Origin of the sequence: Vibrio sp. 1641, assembly GCF_033339995.1 — a bacterium.
Taxonomy (GTDB): Bacteria; Pseudomonadota; Gammaproteobacteria; order Enterobacterales; family Vibrionaceae; genus Vibrio; species Vibrio alginolyticus.
On record NZ_JAWOVP010000002.1, the window covers coordinates 220,627 to 237,526 of the forward strand.

The 16,900-nt window shown below is 46.3% G+C and carries 14 protein-coding genes; 5 read left to right on the top strand and 9 right to left on the bottom strand.

Features of this window, described 5'->3' with window-relative positions; all coding sequences use genetic code 11:
* Nucleotides 1-118: 118 nt before the first annotated feature.
* The gene (ppsA, locus tag R7Z47_RS05035; RefSeq protein ID WP_262606702.1) at nt 119-2,491 is read right to left on the bottom strand and encodes a phosphoenolpyruvate synthase; all 2,373 of its coding nucleotides are present in this window, start codon (nt 2,489-2,491) and stop codon (nt 119-121) included.
* A gap of 251 nt (nt 2,492-2,742) precedes the next feature.
* On the opposite strand from ppsA, the gene R7Z47_RS05040 reads away from it, so the two are divergent.
* On the top strand, nt 2,743-3,579 hold the full coding sequence (locus R7Z47_RS05040) for a pyruvate, water dikinase regulatory protein (protein WP_005373820.1): 837 nt from the start codon (nt 2,743-2,745) through the stop codon (nt 3,577-3,579).
* A gap of 76 nt (nt 3,580-3,655) precedes the next feature.
* On the opposite strand, the gene ansB is transcribed toward R7Z47_RS05040, so the two are convergent.
* Entirely contained in the window at nt 3,656-4,720 is a 1,065-nt protein-coding gene (gene ansB, locus R7Z47_RS05045; protein ID WP_104976260.1) for an L-asparaginase 2, read from the bottom strand.
* A 370-nt stretch (nt 4,721-5,090) separates the two neighbouring features.
* Complete coding sequence (locus R7Z47_RS05050; RefSeq protein WP_005373814.1) at nt 5,091-6,347, bottom strand: adenylosuccinate synthase; 1,257 nt, start codon at nt 6,345-6,347, stop codon at nt 5,091-5,093.
* 105 nt (nt 6,348-6,452) lie between these two features.
* Between R7Z47_RS05050 and R7Z47_RS05055 the strand changes: the two genes are divergently transcribed.
* From R7Z47_RS05055 to R7Z47_RS05065, 3 genes are all read left to right on the top strand, one after another.
* Nucleotides 6,453-7,322, top strand: coding sequence for a LysR family transcriptional regulator (locus tag R7Z47_RS05055; protein ID WP_053349316.1), 870 nt, complete (start codon nt 6,453-6,455; stop codon nt 7,320-7,322).
* A gap of 19 nt (nt 7,323-7,341) precedes the next feature.
* A complete protein-coding gene (locus R7Z47_RS05060) occupies nt 7,342-7,734 on the top strand; it encodes a ribosome recycling factor family protein (RefSeq protein ID WP_017819813.1) in 393 nt (130 codons plus the stop codon).
* A gap of 77 nt (nt 7,735-7,811) precedes the next feature.
* Nucleotides 7,812-8,426 (top strand): LysE family translocator, encoded by a 615-nt coding sequence (locus R7Z47_RS05065; RefSeq protein WP_017633575.1) that lies wholly within the window; start codon nt 7,812-7,814, stop codon nt 8,424-8,426.
* A gap of 92 nt (nt 8,427-8,518) precedes the next feature.
* Here R7Z47_RS05065 and R7Z47_RS05070 read toward each other — a convergent pair whose 3' ends face one another.
* From R7Z47_RS05070 to doeA, 6 genes are all read right to left on the bottom strand, one after another.
* Complete coding sequence (locus R7Z47_RS05070) at nt 8,519-9,040, bottom strand: DUF2058 domain-containing protein (RefSeq protein ID WP_033906326.1); 522 nt, start codon at nt 9,038-9,040, stop codon at nt 8,519-8,521.
* A gap of 172 nt (nt 9,041-9,212) precedes the next feature.
* A complete protein-coding gene (locus R7Z47_RS05075; RefSeq protein WP_318129878.1) occupies nt 9,213-10,616 on the bottom strand; it encodes an aspartate aminotransferase family protein in 1,404 nt (467 codons plus the stop codon).
* Nucleotides 10,617-10,657: 41 nt separating this feature from the next.
* Nucleotides 10,658-12,178, bottom strand: a complete 1,521-nt coding sequence (locus R7Z47_RS05080) for an NAD-dependent succinate-semialdehyde dehydrogenase (protein WP_182039511.1) — start codon at nt 12,176-12,178, stop codon at nt 10,658-10,660.
* Nucleotides 12,179-12,333: 155 nt separating this feature from the next.
* A complete protein-coding gene (locus tag R7Z47_RS05085; protein WP_005373784.1) occupies nt 12,334-12,813 on the bottom strand; it encodes an Lrp/AsnC family transcriptional regulator in 480 nt (159 codons plus the stop codon).
* Nucleotides 12,814-12,936: 123 nt separating this feature from the next.
* On the bottom strand, nt 12,937-13,944 hold the full coding sequence (doeB, locus tag R7Z47_RS05090) for a N(2)-acetyl-L-2,4-diaminobutanoate deacetylase DoeB (protein WP_005373782.1): 1,008 nt from the start codon (nt 13,942-13,944) through the stop codon (nt 12,937-12,939).
* A 54-nt stretch (nt 13,945-13,998) separates the two neighbouring features.
* Nucleotides 13,999-15,186 (bottom strand): ectoine hydrolase DoeA, encoded by a 1,188-nt coding sequence (gene doeA, locus R7Z47_RS05095; RefSeq protein ID WP_005373780.1) that lies wholly within the window; start codon nt 15,184-15,186, stop codon nt 13,999-14,001.
* A 271-nt stretch (nt 15,187-15,457) separates the two neighbouring features.
* Between doeA and R7Z47_RS05100 the strand changes: the two genes are divergently transcribed.
* Nucleotides 15,458-16,891 (top strand): PLP-dependent aminotransferase family protein, encoded by a 1,434-nt coding sequence (locus R7Z47_RS05100; protein WP_081248204.1) that lies wholly within the window; start codon nt 15,458-15,460, stop codon nt 16,889-16,891.
* Nucleotides 16,892-16,900: the final 9 nt, after the last annotated feature.

Genomic DNA, 16,900 nt, shown 5'->3' on the forward strand with positions numbered 1-16,900 from the left:
TGATAATGAAATTGACTAAATGACGAACTTGAGAGAGGAATCACGAACTGATTGTGAAATGACGTGTGAATAACAAAGCCCTCACAAGGGGAGTGTGAGGGCTAGAGTTTATCGTGTGTTACTTGCTGCTAACTTTACCGAGTTTTAACCAAGTATCGATAACCGTATCTGGGTTTAGTGATACAGAGCTAATACCTTGATCCATTAGCCATTCCGCTAGGTCGTCGTGGTCTGATGGGCCTTGACCACAAATACCAACGTATTTGCCTGCTTTTGTTGCCGCATCAATCGCCATCTGAAGCATCACCTTAACCGCTGGGTTGCGCTCATCAAATAGATGTGCAACATCGCCAGAGTCACGATCAAGTCCAAGCGTTAGCTGAGTCATGTCGTTTGAGCCAATCGAGAAACCATCAAAGTACTTCAAGAACTCGTCAGCAAGCAAGGCGTTGGATGGCAGTTCACACATCATGATGACTTTAAGACCTTGGTCGCCACGGCGCAGATCAAACTTCGCTAGCAAATCAATCACTGATGCAGCTTCGCTTGGTGTACGCACGAATGGGATCATGATTTCAACGTTTTTCAGACCCATTTCGTTACGAACGCGCTTGATAGCTTGAGTTTCTAACTCGAAGCAATCTTCAAACACTGGAGAAATGTAACGAGACGCACCACGGAAGCCAAGCATTGGGTTTTCTTCATGCGGTTCGTATGCTTTACCGCCAACCAAGTTGCTGTATTCGTTAGACTTAAAGTCAGACATACGAACAATAACGCGTTTCGGCCAAAATGCCGCAGCAATGGTTGCGATACCTTCTGTCAGCTTGCTTACGTAGAAATCGATAGGATCTTTGTAACCACGAATACGCTGAGTGATTTCTGCTTTTAGCTCATCGCTTTGTGCATCAAAGTTAAGTAATGCTTTCGGGTGGATACCAATCATCTTATTGATGATGAATTCAAGACGAGCAAGACCAACACCTTCATTTGGAATTTGTGCGAAGTCAAACGCGCGATCAGGGTTACCCACGTTCATCATCACTTTTGTTGGTAGCAGTGGCAGTTCATCAACAGAAGAGCGTTTTACGTCAAACTCAAGTTCACCTTGGTAAACGTAGCCCGTTTCACCTTCTGAACAAGATACGGTCACGGTTGCGCCATCGGTTAACTTGCTTGTCGCATCGCCACAGCCAACGATTGCAGGAATACCAAGCTCACGAGCGATGATGGCAGCGTGGCAAGTACGGCCACCACGGTTGGTTACGATTGCAGATGCTTTTTTCATCACTGGTTCCCAATCTGGGTCAGTCATGTCTGTAACTAGCACGTCACCTTCTTGGACTAAAGACATTTGGTCCAGAGAGTCAACCAAGCGAACCACGCCTTTACCGATGCGCTGACCGATTGCACGACCTTCAACCAAAACATCCGCTTTGTTTTGTAGCTCGTAGCGCTCAATCACGTTTTGTTCCGTTTGTGAACATACGGTTTCAGGACGCGCTTGAACAATGTACAGCTTGCCATCAATGCCATCTTTTGCCCATTCAATGTCCATTGGACGCTGATAGTGCTTTTCGATGATCATTGCTTGTTTTGCGAGCTCTTTGATCTCGTCGTCGTTCAATGAGAACGTGTTGCGCTCTTCATCAGAAGTATCAACGATATCAACTTGTTTGCCGATTTCTTGGTTATCTGAGTAGATCATTTTGATCAACTTAGAACCAAATGTTTTCTTAACGATTGGGTGTTCGCCTGCTTCAAGCATTGGCTTGTGAACGTAGAACTCGTCAGGGTTTACTGCACCTTGAACGACCATCTCGCCTAGACCCCATGAAGAGGTGATGAAGACAACTTGGTCGAAACCCGATTCAGTGTCTAGTGTAAACATAACACCCGACGAGGCTTTATCTGAACGCACCATACGTTGGATACCCGCAGATAGCGAGATGCCACGGTGGTCGAACCCTTGGTGAACGCGGTAAGAAATCGCACGGTCGTTAAATAGAGAAGCGTAAACGTGCTTAGTTGCTTCTAGTACTGCGTCGATGCCTTTCACGTTCAAAAACGTTTCTTGCTGACCAGCAAAAGAAGCATCAGGTAGGTCTTCTGCCGTAGCAGATGAACGAACTGCGACTGAAAGCTCAGGATTGCCTTCGATCAGTTCTTGGTAGTTTTCACGAATTTCTTGTTCAAGGTCCGCAGGGAAAGGGGCCTCTAATACCCATTGACGAATGTTTGCACCTGTCTTACGCAGAGCTTCTACATCTTCAACGTCTAGTTCATCGAGTAATTGGTGAATACGCTCATCCAAACCTTCGTGGTCAAGGAATTGGTTAAACGCGTATGAGGTTGTCGCAAAACCATTTGGTACAGAAACGCCTGCGTTTGCTAGGTTAGAAACCATTTCGCCAAGTGAAGCATTCTTACCGCCGACTTTGTCGACATCATCCATGGATAGGCCATTGAACCAGAGGGTGTTCTTTTGCATGTCTTTCTCCAGAAACATTGCAGCTTAGTAGGGGGACTTAAATCGATCTAAACAATCGCATGTTGGCTGTTATTACACGTTGACCATACATTGCTTCATTTAGATTGATATCAAAGGCAAACGATTACGTTCTGGCTGAAAAAAATTCAAAAGAATTTTTAAAGCTGTGGTGAACCTAACTGAAAGCCAAACTGATTTATTAATATTATGTGTACCATCCTACTCAAAAGATTTTGAAAAATTAAACAGAAATGCAAATAAATAACCAAAGTCGTGATGTATTCTATGTTTCTGACGGTACGGCGATAACATGTGAGACATTAGGGCATGTTGTTCTCGGTCAATTTCCGTTCATTCCTAACGAAAAAACCTTTCCGTTTGTAGAAAGCCAGGACAAAGCTACTGACGTAGTCAAAGAAATTGAAACTTCCTACCAGCGCAATGGCGTCAAACCTCTGGTCTTTTTCTCAATTGTCGTTCCAGAAGTACGTGAAATGCTGCTTGAAGCGCCGGCATACAGTTACGATGTTTTGGAGAGTATTGTGCAGAAAGTGCAAGACGACATTCAGATGGCACCAAAGCCTAAGTTGCAGCGTTCTCGCAGTGTGGGGAAAGATTCCGACACCTATTTTGACCGTATTGCGGCTATTGAATACACATTGGCGCATGATGATGGCATCACGCTAAAAGGGTTGGAACAAGCCGATATTATCCTGCTGGGAGTATCGCGCAGCGGAAAAACGCCGACTAGCTTGTACATGGCGATGCAATTTGGTTTACGTGTTGTGAACTATCCGTTCATTGCGGAAGATGTGAAGATGATGCGTTTGTTGCCTGAGTTTGAGATCCATCGTCATAAGTTGTTTGGGCTGACTATCGATCCCGAGCGCTTGACTGAAATCCGTGAAAATCGTTTGTCTGGAAGTGATTACGCTAGCACAGAGCAGTGCAAGCTGGAGCTAGACACTGTTGAGGCGTTGTTTAGAAGAGAGGCGATCCCATATATCAATACGTCCTCTCTGTCTGTTGAGGAAATTACTACGCGTATTCTGGAAAAAGCAGGAATGAAGCGTCGCTTGTTTGGCTAACAAGAGACGCTCATGTCGCTATGTGTAAGAGGAGGTAAGGTGTGTACCTCCTCTATCGAATGAACCTTAGACAGAATTAATAGTATTGGAACATCTTTTGGATGTCTTGATAGTTTTTGGTCTGAGTCAGTGACAGCATCAGTAAGATACGTGCTTTTTGTGGGTTCAATGTACCAGCGGCAACAAAGCCGTATTTTTCGTCATCAATTTCAGCATCCAAAGTGGTTGAGCCGCTAGGCGTTCGGGAGCTTCTTACAACAACAACGCCATCTTTACTCGCTTTCTCTAGCTCATCAAACACAGTGTGGTACAAGTTACCATTACCGACACCAGCACTTACGATGCCGTCAAACTTCGCATCCACAAAGGCTTTCACTGGCAAATTGGAGGCATTTGCATAGTTATAAACAATACCGACCTTAGGCAACTTAGTAAGCTTTGATACATCGAATGGGGTTTCTGTCGTATGTTTACGCTCTGGGCTTCGTTGATATTTGGCATCGCTATTATGAATGTAGCCGATAGCACCAAAGTTGGGTGACTGGAAAGTGCTGACGGAGGTTGTATTGGTTTTTGTCACATCTCGCGCATCGAAAATCGTGTCATTCATTGCGACTAGCACGCCACGTCCTTCTGAATCTTCATCGGTGGCTGTTACGACTGCATTGTATAAGTTGACTGGTCCATCAGCACTCATTGCGGTGGAAGGACGCATTGCACCAACGATCACGACAGGCTTTTTGCTCTTGACGGTCAGATCAAGGAAGTAAGCGGTTTCCTCTAACGTATCCGTACCATGAGTAATGACGATGCCGTCAACATCATCTTGAGCGAGTAGCTCATTAACTCTTTTCGATAATTTTAGCCACACTTCATCATTCATATCTTGTGAACCGATACTGACCACTTGCTCTCCAGAAATATCGGCAATCTTGGTCATACTCGGCACCGCAGAAATCAATGATTCAACGCCGACTTTACCTGCTGTGTAGTTTGACTCTGTTGCAGATTGACCTGCGCCTGCTATGGTGCCGCCAGTGGCAAGAATTTTAATGTTCGGAAGATCGGATTGCGCAAAAGAGAACGAACTGATGCATAAACCGAGAGTTATCGTACTGAGGCGGAAAAGATTTTTCGTCATGGGAATCACCTGCTGTTAGGTTGGATGTTGGGGAACTCATCTATCCTAAAAACAGCGGGTTAGATTTTTTGAGTACTAGTTCAACAAATTGCAGATGAAGATCGTGATCAACTAATCACTTAAAGAATATCAAATCAACCAGTTAACCTAATTGACGTGCTTCTTTAACAAGTGAGATGTGCTAGTAACGTGCACAACGTGTTAAGCCCTATAATTTATTGATTTATAAATAAAGGCGGTAGGAGTCTCGTGATGAGGTTACTAAATATGAATTTAGCCGTGTAATTTTCCAAAGTTTACAGTGTAAAAAAAAGCGGCTTTACCCCGGAACAGATAAAAGCCGCTTGCCAATGATGTGTTAATTCACATCTTATCGCATAATCATTTGTTCACGACCAGGACCCACAGACACCATTTTTACTGGTACGCCCATGAGTTCCTCAATGCGTAGAACGTATTTCTGTGCTGCTACTGGAAGCTCTTCAAACTTACGACAACCTGTGATGTCCTCGCTCCAGCTTTCCATCTTCTCGTAGATTGGCGCAAGAGAGGCAGTTTGAGGCCAGATTGGGTTTTCGCTGTGGTCGCCTTCGTAGCCAACACAGATTTTCAGATCGTTAAGGCCAGTCAAACAGTCTACTTTCGTTAGTGCAATTTCAGTTGCGGCTTGCAGTTCAACGCCATTCTTCGTAGCGACTGCGTCGAAGTAGCCCATGTCGCGTGGACGACCCGTAGTTGCACCGAACTCGCCAGCAAGTTCGCGGAAAGCGTCTTGCTCTTCCATTGCAGTGATCAACGTACCAGTACCCACTGATGAGCTGAAGGCTTTTGCAACCGCAATAACGCGTTCAGGACGAAGTGCCGGAAGGCCACTACCGATACCCGCGTACATTGATACAACGTTAGAAGATGTTGTCCAAGGGTACTCACCGTAAACAAGGTCACGACCCGCGCCAAGCTGCGCTTCGAACAATAGAGTTTTGTCTTTCGCTTGTAGTTCTTTTAGAGGAAGCGTTACGTTGCAAATTGAATCGCGCCAAGGTGCAGACACTTCTAGCAGCCAGTTCGCCAGTTCTTCAGCAGTTTGTTCAAACTCGAACGTCGGGTAAAGTGCACGCAGTTGCGGCAGTTTCCAATCCATCATGAATTGAAGGCGTTCAACCAATACTTCTGGTTGCTTCAACCAACCAACTAGGATGCCTTTCTTCATTACGCGGTCACCGTACGCAGGTGCAATACCTTGACGAGTTGAACCGTATGCTTTGTCGCCTAAACGTTGTTCTTCTAGCGTATCTTCTAGTGCGTGTAGAGGTAGACACAGTGTTGCGCGATCTGAGATGCACATATTCACTTTTACGCCTGCTTCTTCAACTTCCGCAATCTCCTGAGACAGCAACGCAGGGCTGATAACCATACCCGGACCTAACACTGCCAAACAGTCTGGGTTGAATACGCCACTTGGTAGCTGGTGCAGCTTAAACGTACCTAGATCGTTAACCACGGTGTGACCCGCGTTGTTACCACCTTGGAAACGAATGCTCGCAGAAGCTTGCTCTGCCAAAAAGTCAACGATGCGGCCTTTGCCTTCATCACCCCAGTTTGCACCCACAACAACGATAGACGACATAATTTAATCTCCAAAAACAGATGCAAAAATCTTAAGGTGTTCGCCATAATAAGAGAAATTAATTATACTCATTAACTTGATAAGAATCTCATATCGGAATTGGCAATGTTAGATTTGAACTGGCTGCGAACCTTCGTAACTCTTGCAGAGGTAAAACACTTTGGTAAAACAGCGATGGAACTCCACATGACACAGCCGAACGTAAGTTTGCATATCAAGCAGTTGGAGCAAGCCACGCGCACGAAATTGATTGAGCGAAATCCTGTGCATTTGACGCAAGCGGGGAAGCGTTTGTTAGCTACGGCGCAGCGGATGCTCAATGAGCTGCAAATTTGTCAGTCGGATCTCAATGCCATCAACGATCTTACGCAGGGGACGCTTTCTATTGCGGCGAGCGATATTGTTTCACGTTTACTGCTTATCAAACCATTTCAGCAATTCAAAAGTGAATATCCGGGGATCGACTTGGCATTGTTCAATACCACATCTTCTCAAGCGGTGGATTTGGTGAAAAGTGCGCGTGCCGATATCGGCTTTGTTATCGCACAAAAAGAGAGTCAACCGCTGCATTTTACGCCTCTCACGCAGATTCACTGGTGTGCGTTTGGCGATAACATTTTTGAGTGGCAAGACAATCGAAAAGAGAGCCAGACGCTGATCCTGCTAGGGCACGATACTCGAACCCGAGAGCTGATTGATGCGTCTTTACCTGAGCTAAATCTGCCTAAGCATCGCGTGATGGAAGTGGGCAGTGTGGAAGCACAAATCGACTGGGCGGAAGCGGGATTTGGGACTGCTATTGTGCCGGATTTCTCGCTCGATCCGAGATTAAAGCTTTCTCGTGAAGTTACGCCTTTGCCAAGTTTTCCAAACACTGATTTCGGCTACATCGTGCGTCAAAATCAGGTGTTGTCCAAAGCGGCAAAACAGTTGTTGGCTTGGGTTGGCGAGAATGTGTCGGTGGTTGAGGGCTAAGGCGATGAAAGAAAAAGCCATGAAAGAGACGAAGATTACGATTTCGCTCCCATCCTTGATTCACCGTATTGGGGGCGACCATGCCAAGCGAGCGAAAACACTCGCAGCAGAAAAACAGTGCGATCTTAAGCGAATTAGACGATCTCGTCACTGGCAAATCTCGGGCGAGGCTTTGGATGTAAAAGCGTTTTTAGAGCATCTCAAAAACGAAGAAGCAGAGACGATGCGATTTGCGATCAACAAGATCGAACAAGCTCTACTTGCTCACCAAGACAAATTGGAACCTTTGGACGTGAAGTTGATACGTTTGGTGAGACAAAACCCAAACATCACCCTAGCGGAGCTGATGGCTGAAACGAACTGCACGTTAGTTCAAGCTCGCACGGCACGATTTGATGCTGAGTTGCTTTAAGATCGGTTTGTGGTTTACTCACTTTATTAACAGATGTTAGGGTACCGATCAAAATCACTCACTAAGACCATTTTATTATGGATATTTGGCAGCTTCTCCTTTTTATTCCTGCTTGCTTCGCTCTAAATATGGCTCCAGGCCCAAACAATTTATTGGCAATGAATAATGCGCGTTGTTACGGCTTTAGGGCCGCGTTTACGGCCAGTTTAGGCAGAATTGCTGCTTTTTCAGCGATGATTGCGTTGTCTGCATCAGGTCTGGCTGTGATTTTGTATACGTCAGAAATGCTATTTTTGGCAATAAAGTTGGTAGGAGCGCTGTATCTACTGTGGATTGCGTTTAACCTTTGGCGTTCAGAGTCCAGCCCGATCTCTGACTTGGACAATTCGCGCAATTACGCAGGACTTGCGAAGCAAGAATTTACGCTTGCTGCTGGCAACCCGAAAGCGATACTTATTTTTACTGCATTCTTGCCGCAATTTGTTGATGCCAATGCCAACGTTCAAGAGCAGTTTTTTGCCCTTGGCTCGACGTTTTTGATATTAGAAATGGTCGCCATTTCAATCTATGCCATCTTTGGTTTGTACTTGAGGCACTGGTTTTCAAATCCAAAAATGGCGAAACGTTTCAATCGCGGATGTTCGTTGTTTTTAGCCGCATCAGGTGCGAATTTGCTACTAAGTAAGCAATAACAACACATCATCTCCGTAGATTATTTTTCTATAAAAAGAGCCGCTGATGTTACATCAGCGGCTCTTTTCGTTGATGCATCGATTATTTATTGTTACCACATCAAATCGTCAGGCACGACGAAATCTGCGTATGGATCGTCTTCTGCTGGAATGTCCGATTCAGGTTCTTTTTGTTCGATGATGACGGACTCATCACGTTGAGCAATTTTATTCGCTACTCCACGTGGAATGACAACATAGCTTTCACCAAAAATTGCGATTGCCAAAATACCTTTGATCAACTGCTCGCGGATAAGTGAATCTACATAAAGTGATTTCACTAGCGTACCGTGAGTGAAGTTGTATTTGATGTCGCCATCTTTTAAGTCGATCTTGTTCATCTCAATCAATTGATTGATCTGCGCTTTGATCTCTTTGTTTAATCGCTCAGCATTTTGCTGCTCGCTCAATTGTTTATCACGCTCTAACTGTTGGCGTTTATTCTCTTCAACCGCCGCTTTTACTTCGCGTGCTTGAACGCGTGATTTTTTAGAGCCTTTCTTCGCTTTCTTTAGTTTCTTTTCATTAACTAAGCCAGCTTTCAGCATTTGTTCTTGAAGGGTAAGTTTTGCCATGTTTTATCCAGTTAGTGCGCAATTTTGGGCATTTTACCCACTATTGCCACTTGTAGTAAATAATAGTGCTTTCTATGGGTCTAAAATGTTTGGTTGGCTTGTTATCTCTTTAATGGAAAGTGCAAAGCGGGCCTTCTCCAAAGCCCGCGAGCATTACTGAAATCTAGGTGGGTTATGGCTGCCACTGTTTAGATGTGACGAGGTTATCCATCACTTTGTTTACCGCTTGATGCGCTTTGTCGACAATGGTGTCTATATCGTTGCGATTCGCGATAAGCGGTGGAGCAAAACCGAGGATGTCACCATGTGGCATAGCGCGAGCGATTAAGCCTTGCTCTAAACAGGCCGCCGCGATTTGCGGGCCTACTTTCAAGTTTGGATCAAAGTGTGCTCGGCGAAGCTTGTCTGAAGAAAACTCCAACGCATGCAACAAGCCAACGCCACGAGTATCACCGACTAATGGATGATCGTTAAACGTCTCCGCCATGCGTTGCTGCAAGTAAGCGCCGACTTCGGCCGCGTTTTTTACCAAGCCTTCACGTTCAATGATATCGAGGTTGCAGTTCGCGGCTGCCGCTCCCATTGGGTGACCAGAGTAGGTATAACCGTGTCCGATAGCGCCCCATTGGTCGGTGCCGTTTTCTAGCACACTCCAAACTCGTTCACCGACGATCACGCCAGACAGCGGTTGATACGCTGAGGTTAACCCTTTCGCTACCGTGATGAGATCTGGTTTCATGTCGTAGTGCAGTGAGCCAAAATCGGAGCCGAGGCGACCAAAGCCACACACCACTTCATCCGCAATCAAGAGCACATCGTATTTGTCGAGCACTTTGCGAATCGCCTGCCAGTACCATGCTGGTGGTGGCACAATACCGCCAGTACCGAGCACTGGTTCTGCAATCATTGCTGCTACCGTTTCTGGGCCTTCTTCCAAGATCATCGCTTCGAGTTGATCTGCGCAATATTGAGAGAATTCTAGCTCAGACATACTCTCGTCTTCACGGCGATAATAATATGGCGCGATGGTGTGTTTGATACGCTCAAGTGGTAAATCAAAATGGGCGTGGAACAGCGGCAAACCTGTCATTGAACCGGACGCGATACTTGAACCATGGTAGCCGCGGTTACGCGAAATGATTTTTTTCTTCTCTGGTAGACCACGAGCATTGTTGTAATACCATACCAACTTAAGTTGAGTTTCGTTCGCGTCGCTGCCTGACATGCCGTAGTAAACTTTGCTCATGCCTTCAGGCGCCATTTTGATGATGCGATCTGACAGTGTCACGAGCGCTTCGTTCGTATGACCGACGTACGTGTGGTAGTACGCCAGTTCTTTGGCTTGCTCATAAATCGCATCGGCCATTTCGGTCCTGCCATAGCCAATGTTTACACAATACAACCCGGCAAAGCCGTCTATCAGCTCGATGCCTTCTGAATCGGTGATGCGTATTCCGCTTCCGCTCGAGATCATTCTTCCCGGAAGCTCCCCGGCCGCATACTGCTTCAGGTGGGTTGAGGCATGAAATACTCTCTGACGATCGATCTCTAAAAGTTGTTGGGTTTTGTTACTCATGATCCTTCTCCTCGAATAATTGGATATCCATATTTCGTGTCTCAACTGCCACTGACGGTTGGTAAAGCGCCTAAGCAGCAGTATTTGATTTCGCTGTATTCTTCAAATCCGTGACGGCTTCCTTCTCGTCCAAGACCAGACTGTTTCACGCCGCCGAATGGGATAGGGTGCCCTGTCATTTTGACGGAGTTCACGCTCACCATGCCAAACTCCAAACCGCGCATGCAGTGCCAAATTTGGTGGATATCGTGACCATAAACATAGGCAGCTAAGCCGTATTCAGTGTCGTTGCTCATTTCAATCACGGTATCTAAGTCTTGGTAAGGCAATACGCCTGCCACAGGACAAAAATTCTCTTCGCGATACACCGCCATTTCAGGGGTGACATCGGCTAGCAATGTCGGCGCGAAGAAGTTTTCGCCTGGTACGGGCTGGTGGTATCCCGCTACCAATCGTGCGCCTTTGTCGAGCGCGTCACGCACCAAATCATGCGCTTTATCCACCGCAGTGCGATTAATAAGTGGTCCCATGGTGGTTTTTTCGTCTAAACCATTGCCCAAAACGATGTGGCTCATTTCTTTGGCAAACGCTTCCAAAAACGCTTCGTACTTATCGTCAGGGACGAAAACACGGTTTGCGGCCAAGCAGTCTTGTCCTGCGGTTTGAAACTTCGCATCCACGGCGGCTTTGGCTGCTTGCTCGACATCCATATCTGGCAGCACGATGAAAGGAGCGTTACCACCGAGCTCCATACTGCACTTCTTCACGGTTTGTGCCGCGTCGCGTAGCAACAGTTTGCCTACTCGAGTTGAGCCTGTGAACGAGAGCGCTTTGACTTTATCGGAGTGACACAAGGTTTGTGACACCATCACCGCATCGCCAGTGATCACGTTAAATACACCAGGTGGAAAGCCAGCTCGGTCTGCTAACTCTGCCAACGCTAACGCAGAAAAAGGCGTTTCACTGGCGGGCTTAATGAGCACCGGACAGCCTATTGCTAGTGCGGCTGCGGCTTTGCGTGTGATCATGGCATTAGGAAAGTTCCATGGCGTAATCAGTGCTGCGACACCAATTGGCTCGCGCACCGTTGATAGCTGCGCATTCGGAATATGACTTGGGATGGTTTCGCCATAACAGCGGCGTGCTTCTTCGGCAAACCAACGAACAAAGGATGCGCCGTAGTCAATCTCACCTACAGCATCACCTAGTGTTTTTCCTTGCTCCATCACCATCAAATGAGCAAGATCTTGCTTTGATTCTAGAATCAGGTCGTGCCAACGCATGAGAATTTCAGCGCGCTCTTCTGCTTGCATTTTTCGCCATTGACGAAAGGCTTGGTCGGCTTCATCAATCGCTTGATAGAGTTGTTGCTGAGATAGCTTAGTGATGTAACCGATGACCGTGCCATCTGCTGGATTATCCACCGGATGAAATTGATCACCACTTACCCATTTGCCATTCACGTACGCTAAACCTCTCACCAAACGTACGTCTTTCATTATCGCCATCATGTCGTGCGAGGCTTTTAATTCTTCAGCGTGTAAGCTGTGCAGTGCTGTCATGAGTCCTTCTCCCAGCATCGTTGTCCATAATGAAACTGTAATGGAGAAGTGACCGAAATAATTTCTGATACCGAGGTTTAAAACGTCAGAACTTTCTTTTTAGTGCCGTTAAATATGGTGTTTTTTCTGTTAACGCCTGATGCGCATTTTCCCTTTTATAACAAAGCGTTTTGGTTTACTTCGAATGTGCCCGCATCACGTTTGATTGTTTTTGTCACAATGTAAGTAAAGTAGCGCTCAATGCCCACATCTGAGTCTAACCAGTTGTCGATAAGCCGCTGATATTGGTCGATATCTTCTGACTGAATTTTAAGGATGTAATCGACACCACCGCCCGTGGCATAGCAATCAGTGACTTCTGGTGAATGTTGAACCAGTTGCTCGAAGCGTTTGAACGCTTGGGCGTTGTGTTCTTTGAGCGTAACTTCAACCATAACTGACGTTCGTTTGAACAAAATATCGGTATTTACTTTTGCTCCGTAGCCTTCAATGATGCCTGCTTCTTCCAGTTTTTTGACGCGCTCCCAGCAAGGGCTCACGGATAGGTTGATGGCCTCGGCAAGGTGAGATTTGGTGATACGACCATTATCATGAAGTATTTGTAGAATTTTTACGTCGTAGCGATCGAGGCGCATTATGAGTCTCCCTGTTGAATACTAATCATTTCATAAAGGCTGATGACTGGTCGCTGTTATAAGGTGCTTTCCAGTTTGCTTCTGGTATGCCATTTGTTTTGATTTCTTTAGTTGGCTTTTCAATCAGCCTATCTCGCCGCAGTCTTCGGCTATAACTGCGATAGTGTCACCGATATTCACCATAGCAGGAAAACGACGCGCCGCGAAAATACCATTGCGCTGTGACTTGTACTCAACGGGGGCGGTACCTGTGCGCTCGGTCGAGAAGATTCTCACTAATACATCTCCCTTTTTGACGGTATCGCCAAGATCAAATAAGTATTCTGTGATGCCGTGGTGCTGGCTTTGCACATAACAACTTGCATCAGGCATATCTAATAACTTAGTTGGTTGGGTTGGTTGTTCGTAGTCACCGGGCAAGTTGCCTGAGAAGCGTAAGAAGTTGCGAATGCCACGGTCGGAATAAGCGATGGTTTCTGGAGTGCTGGTTCCGCCTCCTCTTAGTTCGGTGGTAACAAAGATTTTTCCCTGAGACTCCACGGCAGTGTCATACAGGCTGGTGGCGTCCATTTCGAGCAAGATCATGGTGTAAGGTGCGCCAAACAGTTTTGCACCTAATATGCAGGCTTCTTCTTGATCGAGATTGTCGAGACGATGGGCAGCGGCGAACGGAACGATATCTAACGTTTTACCACCTGAGTGAATGTCTAACGCAAAATCGCACTTAGGAACTAGGTAACGAGTAAAATAATCCGCAATTTTCTCGGTCACTGTGCCTATGGGGTTGCCGGGAAAGCTGCGATTTAAATTCCCTTTATCGATAAACGACGTACGTGAGGCATTTTGTACCGCAGGTAAGTTCATCATGGGTACAATAATGACACGACCTTGGATTTGATCTGCCTGAAGCGAGTTCGTCAATTTTAGCAGGCTGGTGATGCCTTCGTATTCGTCTCCGTGATTACCGCCAGTAAGCAGTGCGGTTGGTCCGTGACCATTTTTGATCACGGTGATAGGTATCATAATACTGCCCCAAGCGGAGTCGTCATGTGAATAGGGCAGCGTTAAAAAGCCGTGCTGTACACCTTCTCGGTCAAAGTCTATGGTGGCTGTGATCGAGCTTTTTTGCATATCAAGTCCTTTTAGTTCTCAGACCTGGCTCAACAGAGCTTAAGGTTTGAAAAATTAGTGTTTAACAAATAAGTGGCGTGGAAAGTCACACAATGTTTTTGCTCCATCATGGGTAATGACGATACTTTCCGTTGTTTCTAACCCCCAATCTTTGAACCACAGCCCCGGCATAAAATGGAATGTCATGCCTTCTCTCAAGATGGTTTTATCGGTGTCTCGCAAACTCATGGTTCGTTCCCCCCAATCTGGCGGGTAGCTCAAACCTATTGGATAGCCACAACGGGCACCTTCGCGTGAGAATCCCGCTTTATCGAGAACCTGGTTTAGTGCATTGGCGATGTCGGCGCAGGTATTTCCGGGCTTTGCCACTTTTAGGCCTGCTTCAAGTCCTAAAGTTAGGGCTTCGTCGGCTCGTTTGAACTTGTCGTCAGGCTCGCCAAGAAAAATAGTGCGTGAGAGTGGACAATGGTAACGGCGGTGCGCCCCTGCAATTTCAAAAAACGTCCCTTCGCCTTTCTTGAAGGGTCTGTCATCCCAAGTCAGGTGAGGTGCGGAAGCATCAGAACCTGATGGCAAAAGCGGCACAATCGCGGTGTAATCGCCAAAGTGGTCTTCATGCCCGAGCACGGCTTGGCGGTTAATCTCGGCAACAAGGTGGTGTTTCGGTAATCCTGGTTCAATCATGTCGAACGCGACGCGGTGCATATTTTCAACAATGCGAGCGGCACGGTACATGTATGCCAGTTCTTGATCGGATTTAACGGCGCGGCACCAGTTGACTAGTCCGGTTGCATCGAGAAGTTGAGCATTCGGTAGGTGCGTAGTGAGTGATTCGTAAGCGGTGGCGCTAAAGTAATAGTTATCTTTTTCTACACCGATACGACCACGATCCCAAAGGCGCGGAGCCAGTACGGCTTCGACCAGGAAATCCATCGGGTGTAGCGGCGGATTCATTACATAATGGTCTGGATAGTAGGTGATGTTTTCTGCCGACATATACGCAGTCCTGTATGCTCCGTTGGCATCTTGGCAGCGTCCAAACCAAACGGGTTCATCAGATGGACCAACAACGACACATTGTGGCACGTAAAAAGACCACCCATCATAGCCTGTCAGCCACGCCATGTTAGAAGGGTCATGAATGATAAGGACATCCAATTCTCTTTCTTCCATCGATTGCCGAACTTTCGTTAACCGATCCTGGAACTCATCCAGTGTAAAATGCAAAGCAACGCCTCTCATATTTTCTCCTTGTTAGAAATCCGACGCCTTATGGGCCTTCGGAGACGCTGAGGTATTTCTACCTTCTACCAGCTAGCCAGATCTGCGTTAAAAATGATTGCAATTTACCTCTGGGGTTGTATTTGGATTGAACGATGCTGTTTAACATGTTTGTTTAACCCATACATTTCATGTCAATCATTACAATTGTGGTTTATTTTTGTGCATTTCACCTCGTTTTGTGAGTTAAAGTTCGCCATTTGTTAAATGGAAGTTACAATGAGCGTTAAAAATGAATCAATTAAAATATTGTGTCATGACAATTTCTTTGAACCCGATCATTCGGCCAGGCACCGCTAAATACATCTCCATTGGTAACTATCTTGTCGAATGTGTCCGCAGTGGTTATCTAAAACCGGGGACTCGATTACCCACACATCGTGAGTTTGCAGAGCAAATTGGCGTCAGCGTACAAACGGTGAGCCATGCATATGGTTATGCAGAGAAAAAAGGGGCGATCGAGTCTTGGGTTGGGAATGGTACTTTTGTCAAATCAGGTTTTGTGGATGAAAGTACGGACACGGAGTTCATGCTGACACAAGAGATGAAAGAAACGCCGGATGAAATTGATATGTCGATTGCACATCCAGTGGTGACCGATCGCCACATTACGCTTTTTAATCAGGCGTTAATGGAGATTGCTGGGCAAACAAACAATCGTGGTTTGATCAGTAAAGCAAAGCCGGTAACAGGTCAGCCTCATCATATTGAGTCAGGAGCACGATTTCTAAGTAGCCAAGGGCTGGATGTAGGTGCCGATCAAATATTACTCACAAATGGTGCATGCCATGGTTTAACGTTGGCTTTAAGCACCGTTGTTGAACACGGTGATGTAGTTGCTTGTGGTCACTTGGTTGATCATGGCTTGATCTCTCGCTCGAGAATGCTTGGATTTAAGTTGCAACCACTTGAAATGGATGAGTTTGGTATAACGCCGGATGCATTTGAATGGGCATGTAAACACAAACCAATCAAGGTATTGTGTTGCACACCGAGCATGGCTAACCCGACTAGTGCGCATATGGATGTTGCACGCCGAGAGGCGATAGCGAATATTGCGCAGCAATACGACATCTATGTAATTGAAGATGACGTGTATGGAGCACTAGAACCTAACCGTGTCCCACCCCTTGCCACATTGTTACCCGAACAAGCTTTCTATGTCACCAGTTTAACCAAAGTTGTAGCGCCAGGCATGCGCACTGGCTATCTGACGGTCCCACGTCATTTTTTGCAGCACGCGATTGGTCGTTTAGCGGCAACGAGTTGGTCTGCGACTCCATTACCATTTGAAGTCGCTCATTTGTGGATCGAAAACGGTACGTTAAATCGACTTATTCGCTTTCAAGTCAATGAGTTTGCTAAGCGACAGCGAATAGCAAAAGCCGCTTTAGAAGGGCATGTTTATAGCTCGCACCCGAATGGACAGCACATTTGGTTGAGACTACCCGAGCAGTGGAATAGCGATGACCTGGTTGCTTCGGCAAAGCGTTCAGGGGTGCAGATCACTGGATATAAACCGTTTGTTCTCGATACTAATCAGCCAATGCCTTACGTGCGAATCAGCTTGGGAGCAGAAACAAACCGAGGCTACATCAAACACGGGTTATCTGTGATTGCTGAAATTCTCGATACCAACCCTCCCACCTCACACTTTTTGGTCTGAGCGATAGGT